Raw genomic sequence first — 25758 nt, forward strand, 5'->3', positions numbered from 1 at the left:
GCCATGCCGCTGCCCCGCCTGCCCTCCCGCTACTTCGCGCGCGCCCGATTCGTCGTTGTCGTGTCGACCGGATTGACGCTGGCTACGCTGCCCGCGTCCGCCGTCGAGCCACCTGAGAGCGCTCAGGTAAAGGCCGCGTTCGTCTTCAACTTCTTCAAGTTTGTCGAATGGCCTGCGCAGGCAAAAAGCCAGACTCCCCGCGGCATCGGCCTGTGCGTCATCGGCAATCGCCCGCTGGATGGAAATCTGAGCCTGCTCGCGGGCCGCAAGGTGGGCACACGGGTGATCGACGTCATCCACAACCCTTCACCCGCCAGCGCCAGTCCTTGTGACCTAGCCTACATCGCGGATCTGGACTCAAGCTTTCTCAGGGACCTCCGGCGCGTGGCGCCGGGCACTCCCACCCTGACCGTCAGTGACCAGCGCGGCTTCATCGATGAAGGCGGCATGATCGAATTGCGCATCATCGACGGCAAGGTGCGTTTCGACATCAACTTGCTCGTAGCCCGTGCCGCAAACCTCCAGCTCAGCAGCCAATTGCTGAAACTGGCCAACCGGGTGGTGCAGTGAAGCTCGCCTTCCCCGACTTTCGCGACCAGCCCCTGGCTCGCAAGCTGACGCTGATCCTGGCGGGCACCTCCGCTGCAGTCATCCTGATCACCACGCTGATCTTCTCCACAAGCGGCCTGTACAGAGTCTACAACGACGCACACAACCGCCTGGCCACCCTGGTGCAGATGACCAGCCAGAACAGCCAGGCAGCACTGAGCTTTGGCGATGCGCGTGCGGCACAAGCCACCCTCGACGCGCTTGGCGCGGAACCCAGCGTGCACCGCGCCCTGCTCAGAACAGCCGACACTGCCCCCCTGGCCGAATACAGACGTCCCGACGAAGGCAGCGGCCGGTCGTTCGGGACGCTGGTCTACATCATCGAGCACACCCTGCCATCACGGCTCCTTCTGGCGCGGCCGGTCACGGTCGCGGGCGAGCACGTGGGCGAACTCGAGATCGAAGTGAGGCTCACCGAGACCTGGATCAAGTTCGGCTTCGAAATGCTGCTCATCAACCTGCTGGCCGTCTGTGCGGCATCGATCGCGGTGGTCCTCGGCCTGCGCATGAAGGATCAGATCACCTCTCCGCTCGCGGACCTTGCGCGTGCGGCGAGCGATGTGGTCACGCAACAGCGCTACGACGTCCGGGTAGCCAAGGCGGGCAACGACGAAGTCGGCGCACTGGTTGACGAGTTCAACCGCATGCTGGGCGAGATCGAGGCGCGCGACCTTGCACTGCAGAACCACCGTGACAATCTGGAGCGCGAGGTCGAAGAGCGCACTGCCGAGCTACGCCATGCCAAGGAGGCTGCCGAGGCCGCGAACCAGGCAAAGTCACACTTTCTCGCCACCATGAGCCACGAAATCCGCACGCCGATGAACGGCGTGCTGGGCATGACCGAGTTGCTGCTCGCCTCGGCGCTTGACGAAGACCAGACGCGCAAGGCCCATGCCGCCCTGGAATCGGGCAGAAACCTGATGACCATCCTCAACGACATGCTCGACTTCTCCAAGATCGAAGCCGGTCACATGGAGCTCGAGTCGATACCGCTCGAGCTCGCGCGCCTGGTGGATGAGGTCATCGCGCTAGCCTCACCCGCCGCACAGGGAAAGGGGCTCAAGCTCGTGTCCAGTCTGTCAGCCGAGCTTCCCAGGTGCGTACGCGGCGACCCCACGCGCTTGCGCCAGGTGCTCAACAACTTGATCAACAATGCCATCAAGTTTACTGACACGGGCACGGTCGGCATTGCCGTGTCCGCCCGCCCCAGCGCGACACGAAACAGCGTGCAGTTGTGCTTCGAGGTGCATGATACGGGCATCGGGTTCGACCCGAACACGCTGCCACGGCTGTTCGAGAGGTTCTCGCAGGCCGACAGCACCACGACGCGACGTTTTGGCGGAACAGGCCTGGGCCTGGCGATCGTCCGCCGCCTGATTGAGCTCATGGGCGGCAGCATCCAGGTTGAGAGCGCTCTGGGCGAGGGCTCGACGTTCCGCATCGAGTTGCCCACCACACTGGAAAGCATGAGCACACCCGACACTCCGCCGCCGCTTGCGAAGCTCGACCAGCCCCCCGAGGACTGGCGAGGCCTACGCATCCTGGTGGTCGAAGACAACCCGGTCAATCAGATTCTGGCGCTCGAACAACTGCAGCGACTCGGATGCAGCGTGCATCTTTGCGCTAACGGTGCCCAGGCGATCGAGACCTGTCGTGCAGCCCGCTTCGACCTGATCCTGATGGATTGCCAGATGCCGGTCATGGACGGCTTCGAAGCGACGCGCCGGATCATCGCCGAGCACGGCGGTGCCGCCCCGTGCCCGATCGTGGCGATGACGGCAAACGCGATGCGGGGTGACCGCGAGTCGTGCCTGGGTGCGGGCATGGTGGATTTTCTCGCCAAACCTTATCGCAGTACCGACCTCATCGCGATGCTGACACGCTGGCTGCGGTCGCCAATGACAAGCCAAGTCGCACCTGCGCCGCTCGATACGGCGTCCACGGTCGGGGCGATGGACGAGGCGACGCAAAGGAGCACCCTGCCCCCCATCCTCGACACCGAGGTTCTCGTCGCGCTGGCCAACCAGCACTCAGGTGGCAAGGCGCTGCTCACGCGCGTCGCATCGGTGTTCAAGAATGAAGCGGGCAAACAGCTGGAGTCGCTGCAGCGGGCCTGGACAACGGGCGACATCAACACTGCTGCGCGCGCGGCCCACACCCTCAAGTCAAGCAGCGCGACGCTGGGCGCAATGCGGCTCTCGGCACATTGCCACAAGATCGAGAGCGCCCTGCGCGCGGGCGAGCACACGCATGTCGAGCGCTGGACCAATGAGGCGAGCGCCACCTGCGAGGACACCCTGCGCGCCCTTGATGAGGCTCTGGCCCACATGAACGGAAAGACAGACCAACATGCGTGAGCAGACCCGAGTCCTGATCGTCGACGACGACGCCGTCACCCTGATGCTGGTGGCCAACGCGATGTCAGACGCCGGCCATGAAGCCCTGGAGGCCGACAGTGGCGAGGCGGCGATCGCGCTGCTGAAGGAATGCCTGCCTGACATCATCTTGCTCGACCTGCAGATGCCGGGCATGGGTGGGCTCGCCTTCTGCCGCTGGCTGCGCGCACAAGCCCTGCTGTCCACCCTGCCCGTGCTGGTGATGACAGGGCTGGACAACAGCGCAACGATAGAGAGCGCATTCGACGCGGGGGCCTCGGACTTCATCGCCAAGCCCTTCAATTTCAGCATCCTCTCCCACCGTGTCCGCTTCCTGCTGCGCGCACGCACAAATCTCCTCGCGCTGGAGCGCAGTCGCCGCAATCTGGCCGACGCCCAGGTCATCGCCCGCCTCGGCAGTTGGGAACTGGACCGTGCATCGGGTGAGGCGATATGCTCGGATCAGCTTTTCAAGGTGCTCGACCGCGATCCCGCCAACACCGAACCGACCATCGCAAACTTCATCGCCGGCGTCCATCCGGCCGAAAGGCCGGGTCTGAAGGCTGCGATCGAAGCGGCTGTCTCACAACAACAGCCACTCGAGCACATCTTCCGCTTCGTGGCCCGCAATGGCCAGCCGCGCTGGATTCACCTGCGCGTCAGGTTCGACTACGATGACTCGGGCCGGGCCGTGCGCTCGCATGGAACGGTGCAGGACATTACCGAACAGCGCGGCATTGAGGCACGCATCGACTATCTGACCCGGCACGACTCAAGCACCGGCCTGCCCAACCGCAGCAATTTCCTGCAGCGTCTTGGCGCCAGCCTTGCCCTGCCGCCAAGCCATGGCAACATCGCCACGCTGCACCTTGCCCTCGACCGCTACCACCTGATCAGTGACAGCCTCGGGCCTGAAGCGGTGGACATGATCCTGCGCCAGGCCTCGCAACGCCTGTTGCGCTGCGTCAGAGACAGCGAACCCACCGCCTTCGGACCACCCGAAAGACACGCAGGCACCGTGCTGGCACGCTGGGGCGGTGACGAGTTCATCCTGATGATGCCGGGCCAGTCCGGCCCTCAGGATGCCATACGTCTTGCCCGCGTCATGCTGGAGAAACTGCGTCGCCCGTTTCGCATTGGCGAACACGAGATCAAGCTCGACGCCCATATCGGTGTCGCCATGTCCCCCATCGACGGTAGCACCGCGTCAGCACTCACCCACGCCAGTAGCGTGGCGACAAACCACGCCCGCAACACCCGCATGGCAGAGCCGCAATTCTATTCAGCCGAACTCAACGCCGACGCCCGCCTGCGTCTCCGGCTTGAGCGCGACCTGCGCCAGGCACTCAGCGCCGAGGGTGGTGACGAACTCATCCTGCATTACCAGCCCCAGTTCGATCACCATGGCCGCATTCATGCCGCAGAAGCGCTCCTCCGCTGGCAACACCCCACCCTCGGACTGCTTCCGCCCGGTCAATTCATCCCTCTTGCGGAGGAAAGCGGACTCATCATCGTGCTCGGGATATGGGTGATTCGTACCGTCTGCCGTCAGCTACGCCAATGGTCCGAAGCCGGGCTGCAAAACGTCACCATCGCAATCAACCTCGCCAGCCCCCACTTTCTCGACCCCGGGCTGCTGCCCCTGCTCGACGAGGTAACGCAAGCCAACGGAATTGACCCCCGCCAGATCGAACTCGAGCTCACCGAAAGCATGGTGATGGAAGACTCCGACCTGGTGCGCAACACCCTCGCCCGCATCCACGAACGAGGTTTTCTGCTCTCTATCGATGACTTCGGCACAGGCTTTTCGTCCCTGCGCCACCTCAGCTTCCTGCCACTCGATACGCTGAAGATCGATCGCAGCTTCATCCAGAACATGCTGGAGGGGCCGCGTCAGGCGGCGGTGGTGCGCGGCATCATCGCGCTCGCCAAGAGTCTCGGCCTGCAGGTCGTGGCCGAAGGCGTGGAAACACAGGAGCAGGCAAGCGCGGTAAGGCATGAGGGCTGCGACCTGATGCAGGGCTTTCTCCATGCCCGGCCCATGCCGGCAGAGACCTTCGCGCTACGGCTGAAGGACTGAGCCCTGGGCACAGCGCGCTGCGCTCGGGAGCTGTCGCTCAGCGCATGAAGCGCTCCTCGGCGATGGCATCGGCCACCTCGCCGGTCGGACGCGCCTCCTTGCGTGCGCGCGCGAAGATCTCCAGCAGATTGTCGTGGATGCCTTCGATGTGCGCGATCAATGCGGCGCGCTCGAAGCCGATGCGTTCATGATAGACATCGATGATGCCACCCGCGTTGATCACGTAGTCGGGCGCATACAGGATGTCGCGCTTCATCAAGGCCACGCCGTGACGTGGCTCGGCAAGCTGATTGTTGGCCGCGCCGGCGACGATGGCGGCCTTGAGCTGGGGGATGGTCGTGTCATTGAGGACGGCGCCCAGCGCGCAGGGCGCAAAGACGTCGACATCGAGGCCGAAGATCTCATCCGGCGCGACCACGGTGGCGCCCAGCTCCTTGCCGGCCTGAAGCAAGGGTTCGCGGTGGATGTCGGTGATCCACAGCTGGGCTCCGGCCGCCTTCAGCTGGCGAGCCAGGTCAAGGCCGACATTGCCCACGCCCTGTACGGCGACGCGCAGACCCGCGAGCGAGTCGCGCCCGAGCTTCTCCTGCACCGCAGCCTTGATGCCGACGAAAACGCCATAAGCGGTGGCAGGCGACGGGTCACCGCTGCGCGTGCCCTGATCCGACGGCTTGTCCACGATGCCTGCAACATGAGAGGTGAGCTGCGCCATGATCTTCATGTCGGCGACGCTGGTGCCGGAATCCTCGGCGGCGATGTAGCGCCCGTTCAACTGCTCGAGCGCGCGTGCAAAGGCGGCGAGCAGTTCGGGCGTCTTGTGCGTACGCGGGTTGCCGATGATGACGGACTTGCCGCCGCCGAGCTTCAGCCTGGCCATCGCCGACTTGTAGGTCATGCCGCGCGACAGGCGGAGCACGTCGCGGATTGCTTCGTCCTCGCTGGCGTAGGGCCACATGCGGCAGCCCCCGAGCGCGGGGCCCAGATTGGAGTTGTGGATGGCGATGATCGCCTTCAGTCCGCTCTTGTCATCGCTGACGAAGACGACCTGCTCGTGGTCGGCGAAGTCGCTCAGGGAAAATACGGCCATGCTGTGTCTCCTTCCTTGTGGGAACGTGGGGGTTTGTCGCCTTCCGGCGCCGCTCCTGGCAGCGCTGGAAGGGCAACGGGGATGATGCGCAATGGGGTAAGCAAGGGCATGAGGCTCAGCCCGGGATGATCGCGATCGTCGTGCGCGCCTTGGTCGCCAGCGCCGCACTCGGCGCACGGCGCTGGCGGAGATCCTCGAGCAGGCTCGCCTGGCGCTTGCGAGCGCTGGCAAGATAGCGCTCGCGGACGTGGCCGAAGCCGCGGATCTGCTCGGGAATCGCAGCCAGTTCGATCGCTGCCTCGTGGCTGGCCGGGTCGAGATGGGCCAGGATCTCGTCGACGATGCGCTCGTAGTCGGCGATCAGCTCGCGGTCGAGCTTGCGATCATGGCTGCGGGCAAAGGGATCAAGTACCGAGCCGCGCAGGTGGCGGAACTTCGTCAGCACGCGCATCGCCTTCAGCATCCACGGGCCGTATTCCTTCTTCTGCAACTCGCCGCTGTGCACATCCCTGTCAGCCAGGGCCGGTGGCGCGAGGTGGAAGACGAGCTTGTAGGCGCCCTCGAACTGCTCCTCGACGCGCTTCAGGAAGTCGCTGTCGGTATACAGCCGTGCCACCTCGTACTCGTCCTTGTAGGCGAGCAGCTTATGGTAGCCGCGTGCCACCGCCTCGGTGAGCAGGGTGATTCCAGGAGCGAGCTTCGCTTCAGCCGCCCGCACGCGCTCGACCAGCCTGGCGTAGCGCTCGGCGTAGGCTGCGTCCTGGTAGTCGGTGAGTTGGGCCTTGCGGCGCGCGATGAGCTCATCGACGCTGGTCGACAACTTGTGGTGTTCCGGCGTGCCGAACTGGGGCCTGGCCGCCTCGACGACCCCTTTCAGGTCCACTGCGGCACGGCGGCCCCACAGCAAGGCGGCCTTGTTGGCCTCGATCGCAGTGCCATTGATCTCGATCGCACGCTCGATGGCCTGCCGCGACAGTGGCACCAGGCCGCGCTGCCAGGCGTAGCCGAGCATGAACAGGTTGGTGGCGATCGAGTCGCCGAGCAGCTCGGTGGCGAGCTCGGTGGCGTCGAGGAACTCGGCACACTCAGCGCCCACCGCGTCCACGATCTGCGCCTCCATCGCCCGCGCCGGGAACTGCGGATCCGGGCTGGCACCCACGTCGCCGCTGCGCGCCTGGGCGGCGAAGCCGCGCACGAACTCGCTGGTGTTGCTCTGGGCGCGATTGATGACGACGCGGGTGAGACCTTTCTGCATCTTGGCCAGCGACTCGTCGCTGGCGGCCACCACCAGGTCGCAGCCGATCACCGCATTGGCTTCACCGGCGGCAACCCGGGCGGCGTGGAGCTGCTCGGGGCGGTCGGCGATGCGCACGTGCGACCACACTGCGCCCCCCTTCTGCGCCAGACCGGCCATGTCCAGCACCGAGATGCCCTTGCCTTCCAGGTGTGCTGCCATGCCCAGCAGGGCGCCGATGGTGACCACACCGGTACCGCCGACGCCAGTGATGAGGATGCCCCAGGGCGCAGCGGTGTCGGGCAGCTGTGGCTCGGGCAGTGCAGCAGCAAGCTGGTCAGGTGCGCTCGCTCCGCTGGCCTTGCCCTTCCTCAGCTTGCCGCCCTCGACGGTGACGAAACTCGGGCAGAAGCCGTTCACGCAGGAGTAATCCTTGTTGCATGAGGACTGGTCGATGAAGCGCTTGCGACCGAACTCGGTGTCGACCGACGCCACCGACATGCAGTTCGATTTTTCGCTGCAGTCGCCACAGCCTTCGCACACCAGGTCGTTGATGACGACGCGCTTGGCAGGGTCGGGAAACTTGCCGCGCTTGCGGCGGCGGCGCTTCTCCGCGGCGCAGGTCTGGTCGTAAATGATCGCAGTCACCGACGGCGTCGTGCGCAGCTCGCGCTGCACCGCGTCGAGCTCGTCACGGTGGCGCACCGGCACACCGTGCGGTAGATCGGCCGGACCGTAGGCGCGCGACGTGCCGTCGTTGACCACGACCACGGTGCCAACGCCTTCGGCGAGCAATTGACGGGCGATGATAGGCACCGACAGGGCGCCGTCGTGCGGCTGGCCTCCGGTCATGGCCACCGCGTCGTTGTAGAGGATCTTGTAGGTGATGTTCACCTTGGCCGCCACCGCCGCGCGGATGGCGAGGATGCCCGAGTGCATGTAGGTGCCGTCGCCGAGATTGGCGAACACATGGGGCGTGCGGGTGAAGGGGGCCTGGCCCACCCAGGGCACGCCCTCGCCGCCCATCTGACAGAAAGTCTGGGTGTGCTCGGGCGACAACCAGGTCGCCATGTAGTGGCAACCGATACCGGCGATGGCGCGCGAACCTTCCGGCACCTTGGTCGACGTATTGTGCGGACAGCCCGAGCAGTAGTGCGGCACGCGCTCGATCGACAGCCGTGGTCTGGCGAGCGCGGCTTCCTTGGCCTCGATGAAGGCAAGCCGCGCCTTGATGCGCTCGGAGGTGTGGAAGCGCGCGATGCGGCCGGCGATCGCACGCGCAATCATCGCCGGAGTGAGCTCGCCGGCCGCAGGCAGCAGCCATTCGCCATGCGGCATCCTGGACCCGTTTTCAGCGGGTAAGGCCCACTCGCCCTTCTCATCGAACTTGCCGATGACGCGCGGACGTACCGCCTCCTTCCAGTTGTAGAGCTCTTCCTTCAGCTGATACTCGAGGAACTGACGCTTCTCCTCGATGACCAGAACCTCCTCCAGCCCGTCGGCGAACTGCCGCACGCCTTCGGCCTCGAGCGGCCACACCATGCCGACCTTGTACACACGCAGGCCGATCGCCGAGGCGGTGGCTTCATCGATGCCGAGGTCGTCGAGCGCCTGGCGCACGTCGAGATAGCTCTTGCCGCTGGTGATGATGCCAAGCCGGGCAGTGGAGCTGTCGATCACCGTGCGGTTGAGCCTGTTCACACGGCAATAGGCGAGTGCGGCGTACAGCTTGTGGTGCAGCAGGCGCTTTTCCTGCACCAGCGGCGGATCGGGCCAGCGCAGGTTGAGGCCATCGGCCGGTAGCGGGAAGTCCTCCGCCGACGGGATCACGGTCTCCACCCGGAACGGATCGACCTCCACCGAGGAGGAGGTCTCCACCGTATCGGTCAGCGCCTTGAACGCCACCCAGCAGCCCGAATAGCGCGACAGCGCGAAGCCGTGCACACCATATTCCAGGTACTCCTGGATGCCGGCAGGCGCCAGTACCGGCATCATCAGGGCCTTGAAGACGTGCTCGGTCTGGTGCGGCAAGGTCGAGGACTTGGCTGCATGGTCATCGCCGGCGATCACCAGCACACCTCCATGCTTCGAGGTGCCGGCGGCATTGGCATGACGCAGCACGTCGCCGCTGCGGTCCACACCCGGCCCCTTGCCATACCAGATCGAGAACACGCCGTCGTAGTTGGCCTTGGGGTCGAGCTCGAGTTGCTGCGTGCCCCACACCGCGGTTGCGGCAAGGTCTTCGTTGAGGCCGGGCTGAAAGCGGATCTGCATGGGCTCGAGGAATTTCTTCGCCTTCCAGAACTCCTGGTCGACGTTGCCCAGCGGCGAGCCGCGATAGCCGGTGACGAAGCCGGCCGTATTCAGGCCGGCCGCTTCGTCTCGCAGCTTCTGGATCATGGGCAGGCGCACCAGGGCCTGGATGCCGGTCATCCAGGCGCGACCCGTCTTGAGGGTGTATTTGTCGTCGAGGCTGACGTTGTGCAAGGTGTTCGACATGGTGGTGTGAACTGCCACCTGCCACCCCGTTGTCGCGGTTGGCGCCAAGGGGTCGCAAGCCGGCGTTGTCTCCTTCAGTGATGGGTTTGCTTGGGCGTCCGGGGCGGCGGACAACGGTTCGCATGCTACGGAGCACGAGGGGAAAATTTTTCCTTTTTGACGGCCTCCACGACCAACATAAGAAAAACTATTTCGCACATCACGATTACTATTCACCGCGTCCGACGGAAGCCATCCGCTACCCGGCACCATAAGAACAGGGGCGATCAAGCCCGCAGTCGAAACCATGCCCGAGCCGCACAAACGCCGAGGGCACAGCTAAACTGCCCGCTTTTTTGTTCCGCCGCGCCACGAGCGCAGATACAGAACGAGGAGACTACCGTGATCCAAACCGCCACCTCCGGCCTGCCGCGACACCCGGCCTGCGCCTTCCCTACCCCATGCAAGGGGCGATGACATGAGCGCCACCACGCATGCCCAATGGTCTTCGCGGATGGGCTTCGTCCTTGCCGCGACCGGCTCGGCCGTCGGCCTTGGCAACATCTGGAAGTTCCCCTACATGGTGGGCCAGAGCGGCGGCGCCGCCTTCGTGCTGGTATACCTTGTGTGCATCGCCCTGATCGGGGTGCCCATCCTGGTGGCTGAATGGATGATAGGCCGGCGCGGCCAGAAGAACCCGATCAACACCATGGCGCAGCTGGCACGTGAGCACGGCCATCATCGCAGTTGGGCCTTGGTGGGGGGCATCGGCGTGCTCGCCGCCTTTCTCATCCTGTCCTTCTATTCGGTGATCGGCGGCTGGTCACTGGCCTATGTGCGAGACGCACTGACAGGCTCATTCACCGGGCTTGACAAGGGCGCCATCGGTGCCGCCTTCGAGGGCTTCCTCGCCCGGCCGCTGGAACTGTTCGGCTGGCACTCGCTGTTCATGGCATTGACGATCGCGATCGTGGCGATGGGGGTCTCGAAGGGGCTGGAGCGGGGCTCCAAGCTGCTGATGCCGGCGCTGGGCCTGATCCTGATCGTGCTCGTCGGCTATGGTGCGACCACCGGCAGCTTCGGTGCGGCTGCGAGCTATCTGTTCAATCCCGACTGGAGCAAGCTCGACGGCACCGTGCTGCTCGCCGCACTCGGCCATGCCTTCTTCACCCTGTCACTGGGCATGGGGATCATGATGGCCTACGGTTCTTATCTGGGCGAAGAGGTGAACCTGCTGCGCGCCGCGCGCACCGTGGTCCTGATGGATACGATCTTTGCCCTGTGTGCCGGCATGGCCATCTTCCCTATCGTGTTCGCCAACGGTCTGGACCCCGCCGCCGGCCCGGGCCTGGTGTTCGTGACCTTGCCGCTCGCCTTCGGCAACATCAGCGGCGGACTGGTGCTGGGCACCCTGTTCTTCCTGCTGCTGAGCTTCGCTGCACTGACCTCGTCGATCTCGCTGCTGGAGCCGGTGGTGGAGTTGCTGGAGGAGCGCACGGCGCTCACCCGCGTCGGCGCGACCCTGGTCGCAGGCGTGACGATCTGGGCGCTGGGCATCTCCGCGCTGCTGTCCTTCAACCTGTGGAGTGAGGTCAAGCTAGCGGGGCTGAACATCTTCGACCTGCTCGACTACCTCACCAGCAAGTTCATGCTACCGCTGGCCGGCCTGGGTGCAATCGTGTTTGCCGCCTGGAAGCTGGAGCAGACGAGCGTGAAGCGGGAGCTGCGCCTGGGCGACACCGGCTTTGCGATCTGGACCCTGCTGTCACGCTATATCGCCCCCATCGGGGTGCTGTACGTGTTCTGGAACAACCTGTAGGCGGGCCGTCGGCCCTCGTCGGCCAGTGTGCCGGACGGCCCTGTCCGCTCACAGCGGCAGAGCCGTTTCGTTCTTTATCTCACGCAACGCCACCGCGGAATGGGTGACGTCGATCTCGGGAATCTTGAGCAGAAAGTCGTGCATGAACACCGACAGCGCCTCGAGGTTCGGCAGGTAGAGCTTGAGCAGGCAATCGGTCTCGCCCAACACCTCGTAGCACTCCACGACCTGCTCACAGCCCTTGACCTCGCGTTCGAAGCGCTCGAGCACGTCGGCGCCGTGCCGCTTCAGCTTCACCCGCACCCATACACAGGTGCCGAGCCCGACCTTATGCCGATCGACGAGTGCCACGTAGCCGCGGATGACGCCCGCCTCCTCCATTTCGCGTACACGTCGCCAGCACGGCGTCGCGGACATGCCGACCCTCTCGGACAGGACCTGAGTGCTGAGCGTCGAGTCCTTCTGCAGCAAGTTCAGGATGGTGCGCTGGACCGGGTCGAGTTTCATGTCTCCCGCCTTCTGTGGCTACGGCGTGATGTCTTGTCATTGCCAGGGCCAGCTCCTTGCGGGAGCCTCCCCGGCGACCACCACCCTGGCGGTCACCGCCCGCAAGGCGGCGGCCGCGAGGCAGGCTTACAGCACCTTCAGCAGTTCGACTTCAAAGGTCAGGGTGGCATTGGGCGGGATCACGCCACCGGCACCACGGGCACCATAGCCGAGCTCGGGCGGGATGGTCAGCTTGCGCTTGCCGCCTTCCTGCATGCCTTGCACGCCTTCATCCCAGCCACGGATGACATGACCCGCACCCAGAGGGAAGTTGAAGGGGTCATTGCGGTCCTTTGAGGAGTCGAACTTCGTGCCATCGGTCAGCCAGCCGGTGTAATGCACCGACACCATCCTGCCCTTGACGGCGATTTCGCCGCTGCCAACTTCGATTTCGTCGATCACGAGGCCGTTGGCCGGGGTGCTCTGGGTCATGCGTTTCTCCTGCGAGGGGTAAGGAAGCGAAAAAGGTAAGGCAGTGGATTCTACCTGTCGTCGCGGCGGCGAAGCTCGCCAAAGCGGGCGTGGAACTTCGCCACCTTGGGTGCGACCACATACTGGCAGTAGGGCTGATTACTGTTGTGCGTGTAATAGTCGTGGTGCTCGGCCTCGGCTGGCCAGAAGGTGGGAGCAGGCTCGACCTGGGTAACGATGGGCGCGGGAAAGACCCCCGACGCACCCATCTCCTTGATCAGCGCCCGTGCGCTCTCCAGTTGGGCCGCGCTGGTGGCAAAGATCACCGAGCGATACTGTGAGCCGACATCATTGCCCTGGCGGTCAGGCGTGGTCGGATCGTGAATGGTGAAGAAGATCTCCAGCAGGGCACGATAGCTCACCACTGCCGGATCGAAGTCGATCTTCACCACCTCGGCATGGCCGCTGGCGCCCGAGCACACCTGGCGGTAGCTCGGGAACTCGAGCGCGCCGCCACAATAACCGGACTTGACGGCGTGCACGCCCTCGACGCGCAGGAAAACAGCCTCCAGGCACCAGAAGCAGCCGCCGCCCAGAATGGCGCTTTCAAGTGCAGGGCTCAGCTTTGTGTCAGTCATCACGATGGCGCTCCGTTTTTGTCTGTCCGAACCTGATGACCCCGGCACCCCACATTCATTCCCCACTATCCGCACTCAGCGCCAGGAAAAGCTGTACTGGAGATCGAGCGCGTTGTCGGTGCCGCCACGCGCAATCAGCGACAGCCGACGCGACAACTGGTAGCTGAGCTTGACCAGGGTCTCTGCGCCACCGAGGCTTTGCTCGAAGGACAGAAACAGGTCGGTGTCCAGACGCTTGCCCACGCTCAGCACCTGGCTGCTTACCGACGGGCCATTGGAGATCGTCGAACCCCCGCCGACCACACGACTGGAGGCGCTGCGCGAGCTGCTGTTGAGCTCACCCTGACCGATCGAGAAGCTGTCAAAGCCCAGGCTGCGCGACAGTTCATCGGTCATACCCCCACCTGGACCGCCCAGCAAGGCCTGGGCCGCGGGCAACAACAGACCAAGGTCAGCGCCCGCGCCTGCGTCCGGGGCGCGGCCAAGCACGATCCAGGACAGCTTTTCTGGGTCAGGAACCTTGGGTTCGGAAACCAATCGCACTTGCGGTCTCTTTGCGCTGCCGCTGACGCTGACGCCGGCCTCCACCGGCAAGCCCTTGCGCAAGGCGACGATATTGAGCCCGGGGGCATCGAGCGAGCCCTGGAAATTCACCACCCCGCGCTCGATGCTCAGGCTCTGTCCATAGCCACGGTAGCTGCCGCCGACAGTGGCTATCGTTCCCACCGCCGACAAGGGGTGTTCAGGGCGCAGCCGCAGCTTCAACTCACCGGCCAGCCGGGTCTCTAGACCCATCGCCGACAGATAGAGCGCGTCACCCAGGCTCACGCTCACATCGGCGGAGACGGCAAACGCGCCGCCTGGCGCCTGTTCACGGCCCAGCACGACGACATCGTCCGACAGGCTGGGGGCCAGCGTTTCGGCAAACTCGATATAACCGGCGTCGGCACGAAAATCGGCATTGAGCGCCAGCGAGCTCCAGGTGCTGCGCGCGGAGCCTTCGCCCGACAGGATCATCCAGCGGTCTTCGCGCTGCAGCAGCGGCAGGCGCTCGGCGCGGAAGCTGAAGTCCCCCGCGCCACTATCGAGCCAGACTTCACCGCTGGCCGTGAGCTGGCCGGGCGTGGCGGTCAGGCTGTCGAAAGGAATGCGAGCTTCGCGCGGACGTACACGATTGGGCGACACGAAGGCCAGGCGTTCGAGGCGTACACGATCGTGATCGAAGCTGACACGAAACTCGCCCCCCGACAGGATCAGACCCTGGTCCACGAGCGCCACCTGCAGCGCCTCCCCGGTAAGCTGACCGGAGGCAAGTGGCGCTTCCAGGGTGCCGCCAAGGCTGACGCGACCGTGCAGGCTGCCAGCGGTTTCGACGTTCTCGCGCAGCAGGCGGCCGAGCCAGGTGATGGAAGGCATGTCGAGCGTCGCCGCACCCAGCAGCGCGCTATCGGCAGGCAATGACCACATGCCGCCAACCCCTCGCCGTGCACGCACACTGGCGTTGGCGTGCACCCTGCCAAACTCGCTGCCGCGCGCATCTACAGTGAGCGTGAGCCGATCACCGCGTGCATTCACCACCGCCTCCAGCGCCTCGAGGCCGAGCCGGGTGCGGATTTCGCCCTCCAGCGTGAGATCACCCGACTCGCGAAACACACGCAACTGCCCGTCCAGGGTTTCACCCACGCTGATATCCCACTCGGCCCCCAGCATCAATTGATCTGGCGCGCGCCGAGCCTGTGCATTGGCGGGGCGTTCGCGACCACTGCCCGCAGCAAGGCCCAGACCGGTCAGGGATCCACGCACGACGCTGCGCTGCGGCGACCAGGTGGTTTCCTGCAGCTGCACCCGGCCCTGCTCCTCCACCACGATTTCGGCCACGCCCAGACTGACGGCGGACGGCGACAACGCAAGCCGCGCCGGCGCCTGCAGGCGTGCGCCCACACGCCCCGCCGTTTCCAGCGCCAGCACCTCGCCCAGCCAGCGCGGGCCGGTGTTGCGCGCACTGACCTGCGCGCTACCGTCCAGCAGCCCGCCCTGCAGACGCAGGCTCAGGCTGTCGGCAAGTTCGTCGCGCGCCGGGGTGAGGAGATCAAGCACAACCTCATGACGCGCGCGAGTGCCGGACGCCGATACGCGTGCACTCACAAGCCAGTCGGGCAGCGCGACGCCATCGGCGTCCTTGCCCATGGGTCCCAGTCCGGACAGACCGACGGCGAGCTGGAATGGACCATCGGCACCAGCGTCGAGGCGCGCGACACCGTTGAGCCCGAGCACACGCACGCTGCCCGGCAGGCGCAGCGCCTCGCCAAAAAACTGCAACTCACCGGTCGGCGCGTCCAAGGTCCCGCTCAGCTGACCACTGGCCCCGGCGCGGCCGCCCAGCTCATGTCCGAGCGCGGCAAGATGCGGCGCATCGAGCGCCAGGTGCAAGACATCGCCTCTTGCCCCCCATGCGCCCTCGGCGCTGAGGGTGTTGCCGGCGAGCTGCAGGGCAAGCTTCAGCGCGGGCAGGCGTTCGCCCTCTAGCCGCACGCGGCCCTCGCCAGCGAGCGCGAGACCTTCGATGCGGCTGTCGGGAATGCGAAAGTCGAGCTCCAAAGCGGAGGGCAAACCGGTCGCGGGGAGCTCACCGCTCGCGTCCACATCGAGGTTCAGGCTGGCCTGCGGTGCGGCGGGCAGCAAGGCGCGCGGATCGACGTTGCGCAGCCTGGCATGCACGGACAGGCGCCGCGTAGCCGCGCCCCCGGGCTCGCCAGCAATCGGCGCCTGCGCGGCCTCGGCGCCCTTGCTGGCAACGGCATCCGGGCCGGGCTCGGTGCCGACTGCAGTGCCGGGCTGAGCCGGGCCATCCGTCATCAGCTCCACGCGCGCATCGACCCGTGCCGCACCGAGCTTGAGTGCAAGCACGGCCTGCTGACGCTGCGCGTCGGCCTCGGCGTCGATGCGACCGCCAAGGCTCTGGCGCGGCAGACGCTTGTCGAGGGCATGGGTGTCGATGCCGACGAGCTCGAGCGCAGCGACAAGCTGGCCGATGTCGCTACCGGCCACCGCCTCCGCCCCCTTCGCCTCTACCGCAGCGTCGATCGCGCCTTCTGCAGCAGGCAGCGGCGGGCGCCAGGCGAGCTGGCCGCCAATGCGACCGTCGCCGGGCAGGCGGATGTCGAGTTCGTGCACGCCGATCGAATCCGTGCGCCAGTCGAGCCGGCCAGAGAAGGCGAGGACCGGAAGGCCGCCCTCGTCGACCGCCGCCGGTTTCTGGTTGAGGATACGAAACGGCCCTGCCAGCACATTGCTGCCATCCGCCGCAGCGGCAAGCTCGGCCTCAATCGACAGCGCCGCAGTCGGCAGGCCCTCGACGAAAGCCGCCGGGTCGACTTCGCCGGCCTCGAGCTTGAGCGCACGCAGCGGCTGATCAGCAAAGGGGGCGACATCGAGCACAGCGTGCGCTTCAAGCCCATCAGAGAAGGCGTGGGCGTCAATATGCGGATTGAGCACGGTTTCCGAGGCGGTGAAGCGCGCTTCCAAAGGCCGCCCCTCCAGCTCGCCATCGAAACGGCCGCTGGCGGCAAGGGCGAAGGGGGTGATGCCTTCAACGCGCGCCTCCACGCTGGCGCGACCCTGGGCCACGCTCAAGCCCAGTTCGCGCAGACTATGACTGCGGCCGTCGCTGTCAAAGGCAGCACGCAGATCGGAGAACCAGAACACTTCTGCGGCGGCGCGCTCGACCATCTGCTCGGCGGCATCAGCGCTGCCCTCCGCCACGCCTGCTGCCTCATCGGGCCTGGCTGCGATGTCGGCAATCACCGCCGCGCCCGCGGACGCATCCGCAAGCGCTGCCGACCCGGATTCTGCGGCCGATGGCAGCAGCGGCTCAGGAGCCCAGGGGTGGAGCGTGAAGCGCCCCACTTCGAGCTCACTGACTTCGAGCGCAAGCGGCAGCTCGAGGCGATCGGGCAGCACCAGCGGCGCGGCAGGCTCGTCGGTGGGGCGCTGGGCGAAGTCGATACGGGCGACGGCGAGACGTTCGATGAGCAGGCGCGGTTCGAGCAGCGCCTCGGGCTGCCATAGCAGCTCCACCGCCTCGAGCTCGAGGCGCAGCTCGGCATCGTGATAGCGCACCCGGTCTGCCCGTAGCGGCCCGAGCAAACGCCCCTGCGCACCCTCCACCTGCAGCGCGCCGTCAGTCGCGCGTGTGCCCAGCGCAATCGCGGCCTCCAGCCCTGAGCGTGTCCCCAGCAGCCAGGCGAGGCTGCCGAGCACGAGGCAGAGCATCAGCACCAGCGCGAGCAGGAGCCTGAGCCCCAGGCCCCGGCCGCGCCTGGCCAAAGACGACTGAGGGCGGGGTGCAGGCCCAGAGGGTGGCGGGCTCGAGGCCTGTTGCGCGCTCATTGAGGGCTCAACCGCGCGCGCTCAGGCGCGAGCTCTTGCGCGCCTTCAGCCGAACAGCGCACGCAGGCCTTCACCAGGTTCATCCACACGCATGAAGGCTTCGCCAACGAGGAAGGTCTGCACCCCATGCTCACGCATCAAGGCCACATCCTGCGCCCCGAGGATGCCTGACTCGGTGACGACGATGCGCCCCGCCCCGGCGCTGGCGAGGCGCGGCAGCAGGTCGAGCGTGGTCTGCAGCGAGACCTCGAAAGTACGCAGATTGCGGTTGTTGATGCCGATCAGCGGCGTGTGCAGCTGCAGCGCGCGCTCGAGTTCGTCAGCGTCATGGACCTCGACCAGCACCGCCATGCCGAGCGCGAAGGCGGTCTGTTCCATGTCACGCATCTGCGCGCTGTCAAGGCAGGCGGCGATGAGCAAAATGGCATCCGCGCCCATCGCGCGCGCTTCGAACACCTGATAGCTGTCGACCAGAAAGTCCTTGCGCAGCACCGGCAGGCTGCAGGCGCCGCGGGCGGCCTGCAGGTATTCGGGCGCGCCCTGGAAGAACTGGCGGTCGGTCAGCACCGACAGGCAGGCCGCGCCCGCACGCTCGTAGGAGCGGGCGATATCGGCTGGATGAAAATCGGCCCGGATCACGCCCTTGGACGGGCTGGCCTTCTTGATCTCGGCGATCACCGCCGGCCGCCCTGCGCCATGGCAGGCGCGGATCGCGGCGACGAAATCACGTGCGCCAGGCTGGGCTTCGGCTTCGCGACGGACGCTGGCCAGTGATTGCTCCGCCCGCGCGGCGGCGACCTCCTCGACCTTGACCGCACAGATCCTGTTGAGGATATCGCTCATTGCGCGCTCCGGAACTGCTGCGTGAAACGCACGAACTCGTCCAGCCGGGCGCGGGCCGCACCACTGGCGACGACTTCGCGTGCGCGCGCGATGCCGTCGCCGATCGAATCGACCAGATTGGCGGCGTACAGCGCCACGCCCGCGTTGAACACGACGATGTCGCGCGGCGGACCAGGCTGATTGTCGAGCACCCCGAGCAGCATCGTGCGCGACTCGATGGCGTCTTCCACACGCAGGTTGCGGCTGCTGGCCATCGGGATGTCGAAGTCTTCAGGATGAATCTCGTACTCGCTGACCTGACCGTTCTTGAGCTCACCGACCAGGGTGGCACCCCCCAGGCTGACCTCGTCCATGCCATCCAGCCCATGCACGACGAGCACGTGATTGGCGCCAAGACGCTGCATGACGCGCGCCTGGATGCCGACCAGGTCGGGGTGGAACACACCCATCAGGGTATTGGGGGCACTGGCCGGATTGGTGAGCGGGCCGAGGATGTTGAACAGGGTACGCACCCCCATCTCGCGGCGCACGGCGGCGACATTTTTCATCGCGCTGTGGTGCGCCGGGGCATACATGAAACCGATGCCGGTAGCCTCGATGCACTCGGCCACCTGCGCTGGCGTCAGATCGAGATTGACGCCAAGCGCCTCGATCACATCGGCAGCACCCGACCTGGACGACACCCCGCGCCCGCCGTGCTTGGCTACCCGCGCACCGGCTGCAGCGGCAACGAAGATGGTGGTGGTGGAAATGTTGAAGGTGTTGGCGCCATCGCCGCCGGTGCCGACGACATCGAGGAAGTGCTCGTGCGGCGGCGCGACCTCAACCTTGGTCGACATCTCGCGCATCACGGTGGCCGCGGCGGTGATCTCGCTGATGGTCTCCTTCTTCACGCGCAGGCCGGTGAGGATGGCGGCGCTCATGACCGGCGACACCTCGCCCGCCATGATCTGGCGCATCAGCGACAGCATCTCGTCAAAGAAGATCTCGCGGTGCTCGATCGTGCGTTGCAGGGCTTGCTGGGGAGTGATCGTGGTATGCATCATGTTTTCATGCCTCAGGTGGCGGCGGGCAGGTGCGCACCACGGTCGAGAAAGTTGCGCAGCAGGTCATGGCCATGTTCGGTGAGGATCGATTCGGGGTGAAACTGCACGCCCTCGATGTCCAGCGTCTTGTGGCGCACGCCCATGATCTCGCCGTCCTCGGTCCAGGCGGTGATCTGCAGACAGTCAGGCAGGCTGGCACGTTCAATCGCCAGCGAGTGGTAGCGCGTGCACGTGAGCGGATTGGGCAGACCGCGGAAGACGCCGACGTCGATGTGCTGCACCGGCGAGGTCTTGCCGTGCATGAGCTTTTGCGCATGCACGATGCGCCCGCCAAAGGCCGCAGCGATACTCTGGTGGCCGAGGCAGACGCCGAGAATGGGAAGCTTGCCGGCGAAGGCCTTGATCGCCGCCACCGACACCCCCGCCTCGGCCGGCGAGCACGGCCCGGGGGAGATGACGAGCTGCGCGGGGTGCAGGGCCTCGATCTGCTCGAGGGTGATTTCATCATTGCGAAACACCTTCACCTGCGCACCCAGCTCGCCGAAATATTGCACGAGGTTGTAGGTGAAGCTGTCGTAGTTGTCGATCATCAGCAGCATGTCGCGCCCCTCATTGCTCCACGGTGTCCAGGCCGCCTTCGGCCATCTCGGCGGCACGCAGCATTGCACGCGCCTTGCTCTGGGTTTCCTGCCATTCAGCATCGGGGTCGGAGTCGGCGACGATGCCGGCGCCGGCCTGGACGTGGATCTGTCCATCCTTGATGACCGCAGTGCGGATGGCGATGGCGAGGTCCATGTCGCCATGGAAGCCGAGATAGCCCACCGCGCCGGCATAGATGCCACGCTTGACCGGCTCGAGCTCGTCGATGATTTCCATCGCCCTCACCTTGGGCGCACCCGACACGGTGCCTGCAGGAAAGGTGGCGCGCAGCACGGCGAGCGCATTGAGGCCTTCCTTGAGCTTGCCTTCGACGTTGGAGACGATGTGCATCACGTGCGAGTAGCGCTCGATGTTGAAGCGCTCGGTGACCTTGACGGTGCCGGTCTGCGACACCCGGCCGGCGTCGTTGCGACCAAGATCGAGCAGCTGCACGTGCTCGGCGATCTCCTTGGCGTCGGCCAGCAATTCGTGTTCGAGCGCGACATCCTCGGCCACGGTGGCGCCGCGCTTGCGCGTGCCGGCGATCGGGCGCACGGTGACGAGCTCATCCTCGAGCCGGGTGAGGATCTCGGGCGAGGCACCGACGACGTGGAAGTCCTCGAGGTTGAAGTAGAACATGTAGGGCGAGGGGTTGAGCGAGCGGATCGCGCGGTAGAGCGCGAGCGGGCTGGCCGCGAAAGGCTTGCTCATGCGCTGCGACAGCACCACCTGCATGACGTCGCCATCGACGATGTACTGCTTGGCGCGGCGCACCGCATCCTTGAAGGCATCCTCGCCGAAGCTCGACACCGCGGGTGCGGACGCGCCACTGCACTCCGCGGGCACCTGCACCGGCGCGCGCAGGCGTGCGAGCAAGTCGCGCAGACGGCGCTGGGCGCGCTTGAACGCGCCCGGCACCTCGGGTTCGGCATACACGACCAGAGTGAGCTTGCCGCTGAGATTGTCGACGATGGCGACCTCCTCCGAGAGCAGCAGCAGGATGTCGGGCGTGCCGATGGGGTCGGCCTTTTCCGTCTTCGCCAGCCGCGGTTCAACGTAGCGCACGGTGTCGTAGGCGAAGCAGCCCACCAGGCCACCGGCAAAGCGTGGCAGGTGCTCGCGCGGCGGCACCTTGATGCGGTTCATGAACTCGGCGACGAAGTTGAGCGGGTCGCCGTAGTCGCGGCGTTCGACCAGGCGATTGCCGGTGAGCAGCAGCGCCGAGCGCCCATAGACTTCAATGCGCGTCGGCGAAGCCAGGCCAATGAAGGAATAACGCCCGAAGCGCTCACCTCCCTGCACCGATTCGAGCAGATAGGTGTAGGGCTCGTTGGCGAGCTTCAGGTAGATGGAGAGCGGTGTGTCGAGATCGGCAAAGGTCTCGAGCGTGACCGGGATGCGGTTGTAGCCCTCGGCGGCGAGGGCATTGAATTCTTGTTCGAGCATGAGAGCTCCACGTGGAACGATACGAGCGGGGGGTGCTGCAGCGGGCGAGCGAGGTGTGCGCCTGAGCGTACACCGAGCCTGCCGGGGGAGGTCGCGTTCAGTGGCCCAAAGGCCAGCGCCAACCGCCCAGCGAGGCTGGCTGGACGGCAGAGGCGGCGGCGAGGAAGCGATCCCGAGGTGCGAGCATCACGATGTCGATCTGTAGTGGAGTGTGTGGCCTGGTCTGTGTCGCGTGGAGCGTCCGGGCCAGGCCCGCAGCTATGCGGGAGCAATGTAATCCAGCACCTGAAGCGCTTCGGATAGTAGCCCATCGCATTCAATGGTGTCCACCGCCGCCCCTTCGCTATAACCGTAGCTCACCAGCAGCACCGCCATGCCTGCGCCCTGGGCGGAGAGCGCGTCATTGGCGGAGTCGCCGACCATGAACGCCTCGCCGGGGGTGACACCCAGACGCTCGCACGCCAGCAAGACCATCGCCGGATCCGGCTTCCTCACCGGCAGCGTATCGCCACTGACCACGGTGTCGAAATACACCGCAAGCCCGGTGCGCTCGAGCAGCGGCAAGGTGAAGGCCTCGGGCTTGTTGGTGACGACGGCGAGCCCGATGTTGCGCCCACGCAAGGCCTGCAAGGTGTCCACAACACCCGGGTAAATCGTGGTGCGCAGGCCGTTGACGCGCTCGTAGTGGCGCCTGAACACACTGATCGCGGCTTCAACCACAGCCTCGGCCGGCACCTCCTGCGCGCGCTCGGTCAGGCAGCGCTCAACGAGCTTGGGCAAGCCCTTGCCGACGAAGCTATGGATCTCGTGCTGAGACCGCAGCGGTCGGCCAAGCTCGGCCAGCATCAGGTTGGCGGCGTCGGCGAGATCGGCGATGGTGTCGAGCAAGGTGCCGTCGAGATCGAACAGCACCGCACGGGGGGAGAAGCGCGGGGCTGTGCTCATGCGGCCACCGTGGCGAGCTCGGCACGCAGGGCGGCGATGATGGAATCGTAGCGGTTCGCGTCCTCGGCCCTGCCTGCGCCAAACACGGCCGAGCCCGCAACAAAGGTGTCCGCCCCGGCGCGGGCAATCTCGGCGATGTTGTCGGTCTTCACCCCACCGTCGATCTCGAGCAGGATGCGACGCCCGCTGCGGGCCGCGTACGCGTCGAGTTTCGCACGTGCGGCGCGCAGCTTGTTGAGCGTCTCCGGGATGAACTTCTGCCCGCCAAAACCGGGGTTCACACTCATCAGCAAGACCACGTCGAGCTTGTCCATGACGTGGTCCAGGTGATGCAGCGGCGTGGCCGGATTGAACACCAGGCCGGCCTGGCAGCCCGCGTCGCGAATCAGGCCCAGACTGCGGTCGACGTGCTCGGAGGCCTCGGGGTGAAAGGTGATGACATTGGCGCCAGCCTTGGCGAAATCAGGGATGATGCGATCGACCGGCTTCACCATCAGATGCACGTCGATGGGCGCCGTCGTGTGCGGGCGGATCGCATCACACACCAAAGGGCCGATGGTGAGATTGGGCACGTAATGGTTGTCCATCACGTCGAAATGAATCCAGTCGGCGCCGGCGGCGATCACGTTGCGTACTTCTTCGCCGAGACGGGCGAAATCGGCAGACAGCAGACTGGGGGCGATGCGGTACATGAGGCTCTCCGGCAAGGGTTTCAGGCCGGATTCTAACCGCGCGCCGCGCCTTCGCGGACGCAGCACGTCCTCACTGCCGCTCAGCGCACGCAGACCTTGCGCACCTGCTTCATGTCGGTGATGCCCATGAGCACCTTTTCCATCCCGTCCTGACGCAAGGTGCGCATGCCTTCGGACAGGGCTTGTCCGAACACCTGGCTAACGCGTCCGCGCTCCTGAACCAGGCGCTTGATCGCATCCGAACCCAGCATCAATTCATGCAAGCCCACCCGACCACGATAACCCTGGGTGCAGTCCTTGCAGCCGACTGCGCGCTTCAGGCTGAAGCGGCCATCGTCGCCGGCGAAGCTCTGGCGCCAGCGCGTGAGGATCTCAGCACGTGCAGCGACCGGGTCAGCCTGAAACTGCGGGGTCAGGTGGAGGTCTTCACAATACTCGTCAAGCATCCTGCCGATCTCGTCATCGTCGGGCTCATAGGCCTCGCAACACTTGCTGCACAGACGCTTGGCCAGACGCTGGGCGAGCACGCCAATCAAGGCATCGGCAAAGTTGAATGGGTCCATGCCCATGTCGAGCAGGCGCACGACTGATTCAGGTGCGCTGTTGGTGTGCAAAGTGGAAAAGACCAGGTGACCGGTCAGGGACGCCTCGATGCTCACCGCCACCGTTTCCTGGTCGCGCATCTCACCCACCATGATGACGTCCGGGTCGGCACGGAGGAAGGCGCGCATCATGGTGGCGAAATCGATCCCGGCCTTGCGATTGACCTGCACTTGGCGCAGACCCTTCTGGGTGATTTCAACCGGGTCCTCGACCGTCCAGATCTTGGTCTCCGGCGTGTTGATGTAGTTCAGGATGGAGTGCAGCGTAGTGGTCTTGCCCGCGCCCGTCGGGCCGCACACGAAGAAGATGCCGTAAGGCTTGGTGACGGCCTGCTGGAGACGCTCGAGGTTGAAGGGCAGCAGGCCAAGTTCAGTGATCGGCAGCGGCTCGTTGTTGGGGAGCAGACGCATCACGACGTCTTCGAGCCCGCCCTGTGTGGGCAGGGTGGCGACGCGCAGCTCGACATCGAGCGGGGCGAACTTGCGGAACTTGATCTTGCCGTCCTGCGGCTTGCGGCGCTCGGAGATGTCAAGGTCACACATGACCTTGATGCGCGTGACCAGCGGGCTGCGGTAGCTTGCCGGCACCTCGATGTAGGGCACCAGCGAGCCGTCCTTGCGAAAGCGGACCAGCGTCTTCTCCCGTCCTGGCCGGGGTTCGATGTGGATGTCGGACGCGCCTTGGCGATAAGCGTCCACAATGATCTTGTTGACCAGCTTCACCAGCTCATTGTCGGCGGCCGCGGTGACGTCGTCCTTCAGCCCCCCACCCTCGTCCTCGTCCTCACCCAGGCCAAACAGCAGGTCACCCACCGAGGCGTCATCCAGTGAGCTGTCGAAGAATTTTTCGACCGTGAGTTCGAACTCACGTGCCGAGGTCACACGATAGCTCAGTCGCTTTTTCTGCAACACGTTCTGCACCGTGCCGGCGCTGCGAACCTGCTCGGGGTCGATGCACAGCACCACCACACCCTCGGCGGTTTCCTCGTAGGGCAGCCATTTGGATTGCTCAACATAGTCGCGCTTGATGTTGCGCAGCAGATCCATCGGCCTGATGTGGTTGTCGCGGAAGGGCTGATAGGGGACGCCAAAGTAGCGTGCCGCCGCTTCGCCCAGTTCGACCGCGGTGAGGCCCAGCCCATCCACGAGAATGGACTCGGTACTGAGGTCGCCGCTGCGTGCTTCACGAATGGCCTGACGCAACTCTTCTGCAGTGATGCGACCATCGGCCACCAGCGCGTCAAAACGTGAGCGCAAGCGTGCGGGTTGGCGGCTGTGACGTGCAAGGGCAACGCCGAGCGTCTGCGTAAGCCCGAGCAGGCCCTCTTCGGCGACCTTCGAGAACGCTTCGCCATTGACGGTGTTGATCAACTGGATGACGCCGATGATGCGCCCGCCATCCGGATCGCGAATCGGCGCCACCAGCATCTGCCGCGAACGAAAGCCGCTGTTGAGGTCCACTTCGCGCTGAAAATGAAGCGTCGGCGAGATCGCGCGCAACTCCGCCTCGTCATAGACGTCGCGGACATTGACCGGCGCGCCGGTCTTGGCGACATACCCGGCAATGCTGCTGTCCGACACCGGCAAGCGGATGCTCTGCACCGTGTTGAGTCCGGTCTTGACGCGGGTGACGATGGCCCCATCCTTTTCGGCCAGCGTGTAGATCGTCAGGCGCTCGGCCTCGAACAGGGCGCACAGCTCAGCCGACAGTTCAAGAATGATCTCGTCGGCATCATTGCTTGAATGGATGCGGTTGGTGGCAAGCTGCAAACCCTTGAAGAAAGCCAGGCGGCGCGCCACCGGACTGAGCTGCTGTGTTTTCTCGAGCGTCATGTTGGGCGTTGTCATCTCGGTGTCTTCAGCCCTTGCCGAAGGGCTG

At 65.4% G+C, this 25758-nt stretch carries 17 protein-coding genes; 4 read left to right on the forward strand and 13 right to left on the reverse strand.

Features of this window, described 5'->3' with window-relative positions:
- Positions 1-3: 3 nt before the first annotated feature.
- Genes M622_RS31730 through M622_RS31740 form a run of 3 tightly spaced genes read left to right on the forward strand, consistent with a single transcriptional unit; the run spans position 4 to position 5064 of the window.
- Positions 4-570, forward strand: coding sequence for a YfiR family protein (locus M622_RS31730; RefSeq protein WP_021249698.1), 567 nt, complete (start codon positions 4-6; stop codon positions 568-570).
- A complete protein-coding gene (locus M622_RS31735; RefSeq protein ID WP_021249699.1) occupies positions 567-2966 on the forward strand; it encodes an ATP-binding protein in 2400 nt (799 codons plus the stop codon). The genes M622_RS31730 and M622_RS31735 overlap by 4 nt, the downstream gene beginning before the upstream one ends.
- The gene (locus M622_RS31740; protein ID WP_021249700.1) at positions 2959-5064 is read left to right on the forward strand and encodes a putative bifunctional diguanylate cyclase/phosphodiesterase; all 2106 of its coding nucleotides are present in this window, start codon (positions 2959-2961) and stop codon (positions 5062-5064) included. The genes M622_RS31735 and M622_RS31740 overlap by 8 nt, the downstream gene beginning before the upstream one ends.
- A 37-nt stretch (positions 5065-5101) precedes the next feature.
- Here M622_RS31740 and M622_RS31745 read toward each other — a convergent pair whose 3' ends face one another.
- Together M622_RS31745 and M622_RS31750 are read right to left on the reverse strand one after the other, a co-directional pair.
- Positions 5102-6151: a Glu/Leu/Phe/Val dehydrogenase dimerization domain-containing protein gene (locus M622_RS31745; protein WP_021249701.1), complete on the reverse strand. Its 1050-nt coding sequence runs from the start codon at positions 6149-6151 to the stop codon at positions 5102-5104.
- Between the two features lie 115 nt (positions 6152-6266).
- A complete protein-coding gene (locus M622_RS31750; RefSeq protein ID WP_021249702.1) occupies positions 6267-9884 on the reverse strand; it encodes an indolepyruvate ferredoxin oxidoreductase family protein in 3618 nt (1205 codons plus the stop codon).
- Between the two features lie 457 nt (positions 9885-10341).
- Between M622_RS31750 and M622_RS31755 the strand changes: the two genes are divergently transcribed.
- Positions 10342-11682, forward strand: a complete 1341-nt coding sequence (locus tag M622_RS31755) for a sodium-dependent transporter (protein WP_031346986.1) — start codon at positions 10342-10344, stop codon at positions 11680-11682.
- A 48-nt stretch (positions 11683-11730) separates the two neighbouring features.
- On the opposite strand, the gene M622_RS31760 is transcribed toward M622_RS31755, so the two are convergent.
- From M622_RS31760 to M622_RS31810, 11 genes are all read right to left on the reverse strand, one after another.
- A complete protein-coding gene (locus tag M622_RS31760; protein WP_021249704.1) occupies positions 11731-12189 on the reverse strand; it encodes an Lrp/AsnC family transcriptional regulator in 459 nt (152 codons plus the stop codon).
- Between the two features lie 126 nt (positions 12190-12315).
- On the reverse strand, positions 12316-12660 hold the full coding sequence (locus tag M622_RS31765) for an FKBP-type peptidyl-prolyl cis-trans isomerase (RefSeq protein ID WP_021249705.1): 345 nt from the start codon (positions 12658-12660) through the stop codon (positions 12316-12318).
- Positions 12661-12710: 50 nt separating this feature from the next.
- The gene (gene msrA, locus M622_RS31770) at positions 12711-13277 is read right to left on the reverse strand and encodes a peptide-methionine (S)-S-oxide reductase MsrA (RefSeq protein WP_021249706.1); all 567 of its coding nucleotides are present in this window, start codon (positions 13275-13277) and stop codon (positions 12711-12713) included.
- A gap of 75 nt (positions 13278-13352) precedes the next feature.
- Positions 13353-17549, reverse strand: coding sequence for a translocation/assembly module TamB domain-containing protein (locus M622_RS31775; protein ID WP_245543070.1), 4197 nt, complete (start codon positions 17547-17549; stop codon positions 13353-13355).
- A gap of 162 nt (positions 17550-17711) precedes the next feature.
- A complete protein-coding gene (gene trpC, locus M622_RS31780) occupies positions 17712-18509 on the reverse strand; it encodes an indole-3-glycerol phosphate synthase TrpC (protein ID WP_021249708.1) in 798 nt (265 codons plus the stop codon).
- A complete protein-coding gene (gene trpD / locus M622_RS31785; RefSeq protein WP_021249709.1) occupies positions 18506-19552 on the reverse strand; it encodes an anthranilate phosphoribosyltransferase in 1047 nt (348 codons plus the stop codon). Before trpD ends, trpC begins: the two co-directional genes overlap by 4 nt.
- Positions 19553-19566: 14 nt before the next feature.
- The gene (locus M622_RS31790; protein WP_021249710.1) at positions 19567-20154 is read right to left on the reverse strand and encodes an aminodeoxychorismate/anthranilate synthase component II; all 588 of its coding nucleotides are present in this window, start codon (positions 20152-20154) and stop codon (positions 19567-19569) included.
- A 10-nt stretch (positions 20155-20164) separates the two neighbouring features.
- Positions 20165-21640 (reverse strand): anthranilate synthase component I, encoded by a 1476-nt coding sequence (trpE, locus tag M622_RS31795; RefSeq protein ID WP_021249711.1) that lies wholly within the window; start codon positions 21638-21640, stop codon positions 20165-20167.
- A gap of 258 nt (positions 21641-21898) precedes the next feature.
- Complete coding sequence (locus tag M622_RS31800) at positions 21899-22585, reverse strand: phosphoglycolate phosphatase (protein ID WP_031346989.1); 687 nt, start codon at positions 22583-22585, stop codon at positions 21899-21901.
- Positions 22582-23277, reverse strand: a complete 696-nt coding sequence (gene rpe / locus M622_RS31805; RefSeq protein ID WP_021249713.1) for a ribulose-phosphate 3-epimerase — start codon at positions 23275-23277, stop codon at positions 22582-22584. The genes M622_RS31800 and rpe overlap by 4 nt, the downstream gene beginning before the upstream one ends.
- Positions 23278-23357: 80 nt before the next feature.
- Positions 23358-25727, reverse strand: a complete 2370-nt coding sequence (locus M622_RS31810; RefSeq protein ID WP_021249714.1) for a GspE/PulE family protein — start codon at positions 25725-25727, stop codon at positions 23358-23360.
- Between the last annotated feature and the right edge of the window lie 31 nt (positions 25728-25758).

Origin of the sequence: Thauera terpenica 58Eu, from assembly GCF_000443165.1 — a bacterium.
GTDB lineage: Bacteria > Pseudomonadota > Gammaproteobacteria > Burkholderiales > Rhodocyclaceae > Thauera > Thauera terpenica.

Bases quoted from the DNA above. Each gene is read 5' to 3' on its own strand.
- trpC (WP_021249708.1), bottom strand. From the start codon at position 18,509: ATGAGCGATATCCTCAACAGGATCTGTGCGGTCAAGGTCGAGGAGGTC.
- M622_RS31730 (WP_021249698.1), top strand. From the start codon at position 4: ATGCCGCTGCCCCGCCTGCCCTCCCGCTACTTCGCGCGCGCCCGATTC.
- M622_RS31745 (WP_021249701.1), bottom strand. From the start codon at position 6,151: ATGGCCGTATTTTCCCTGAGCGACTTCGCCGACCACGAGCAGGTCGTC.
- M622_RS31750 (WP_021249702.1), bottom strand. From the start codon at position 9,884: ATGTCGAACACCTTGCACAACGTCAGCCTCGACGACAAATACACCCTC.
- M622_RS31765 (WP_021249705.1), bottom strand. From the start codon at position 12,660: ATGACCCAGAGCACCCCGGCCAACGGCCTCGTGATCGACGAAATCGAA.
- rpe (WP_021249713.1), bottom strand. From the start codon at position 23,277: ATGTACCGCATCGCCCCCAGTCTGCTGTCTGCCGATTTCGCCCGTCTC.
- M622_RS31810 (WP_021249714.1), bottom strand. From the start codon at position 25,727: ATGACAACGCCCAACATGACGCTCGAGAAAACACAGCAGCTCAGTCCG.
- trpD (WP_021249709.1), bottom strand. From the start codon at position 19,552: ATGCATACCACGATCACTCCCCAGCAAGCCCTGCAACGCACGATCGAG.
- M622_RS31775 (WP_245543070.1), bottom strand. From the start codon at position 17,549: ATGCTCTGCCTCGTGCTCGGCAGCCTCGCCTGGCTGCTGGGGACACGC.
- M622_RS31760 (WP_021249704.1), bottom strand. From the start codon at position 12,189: ATGAAACTCGACCCGGTCCAGCGCACCATCCTGAACTTGCTGCAGAAG.
- M622_RS31740 (WP_021249700.1), top strand. From the start codon at position 2,959: ATGCGTGAGCAGACCCGAGTCCTGATCGTCGACGACGACGCCGTCACC.
- M622_RS31755 (WP_031346986.1), top strand. From the start codon at position 10,342: ATGAGCGCCACCACGCATGCCCAATGGTCTTCGCGGATGGGCTTCGTC.
- M622_RS31800 (WP_031346989.1), bottom strand. From the start codon at position 22,585: ATGAGCACAGCCCCGCGCTTCTCCCCCCGTGCGGTGCTGTTCGATCTC.
- M622_RS31790 (WP_021249710.1), bottom strand. From the start codon at position 20,154: ATGCTGCTGATGATCGACAACTACGACAGCTTCACCTACAACCTCGTG.
- msrA (WP_021249706.1), bottom strand. From the start codon at position 13,277: ATGACTGACACAAAGCTGAGCCCTGCACTTGAAAGCGCCATTCTGGGC.
- trpE (WP_021249711.1), bottom strand. From the start codon at position 21,640: ATGCTCGAACAAGAATTCAATGCCCTCGCCGCCGAGGGCTACAACCGC.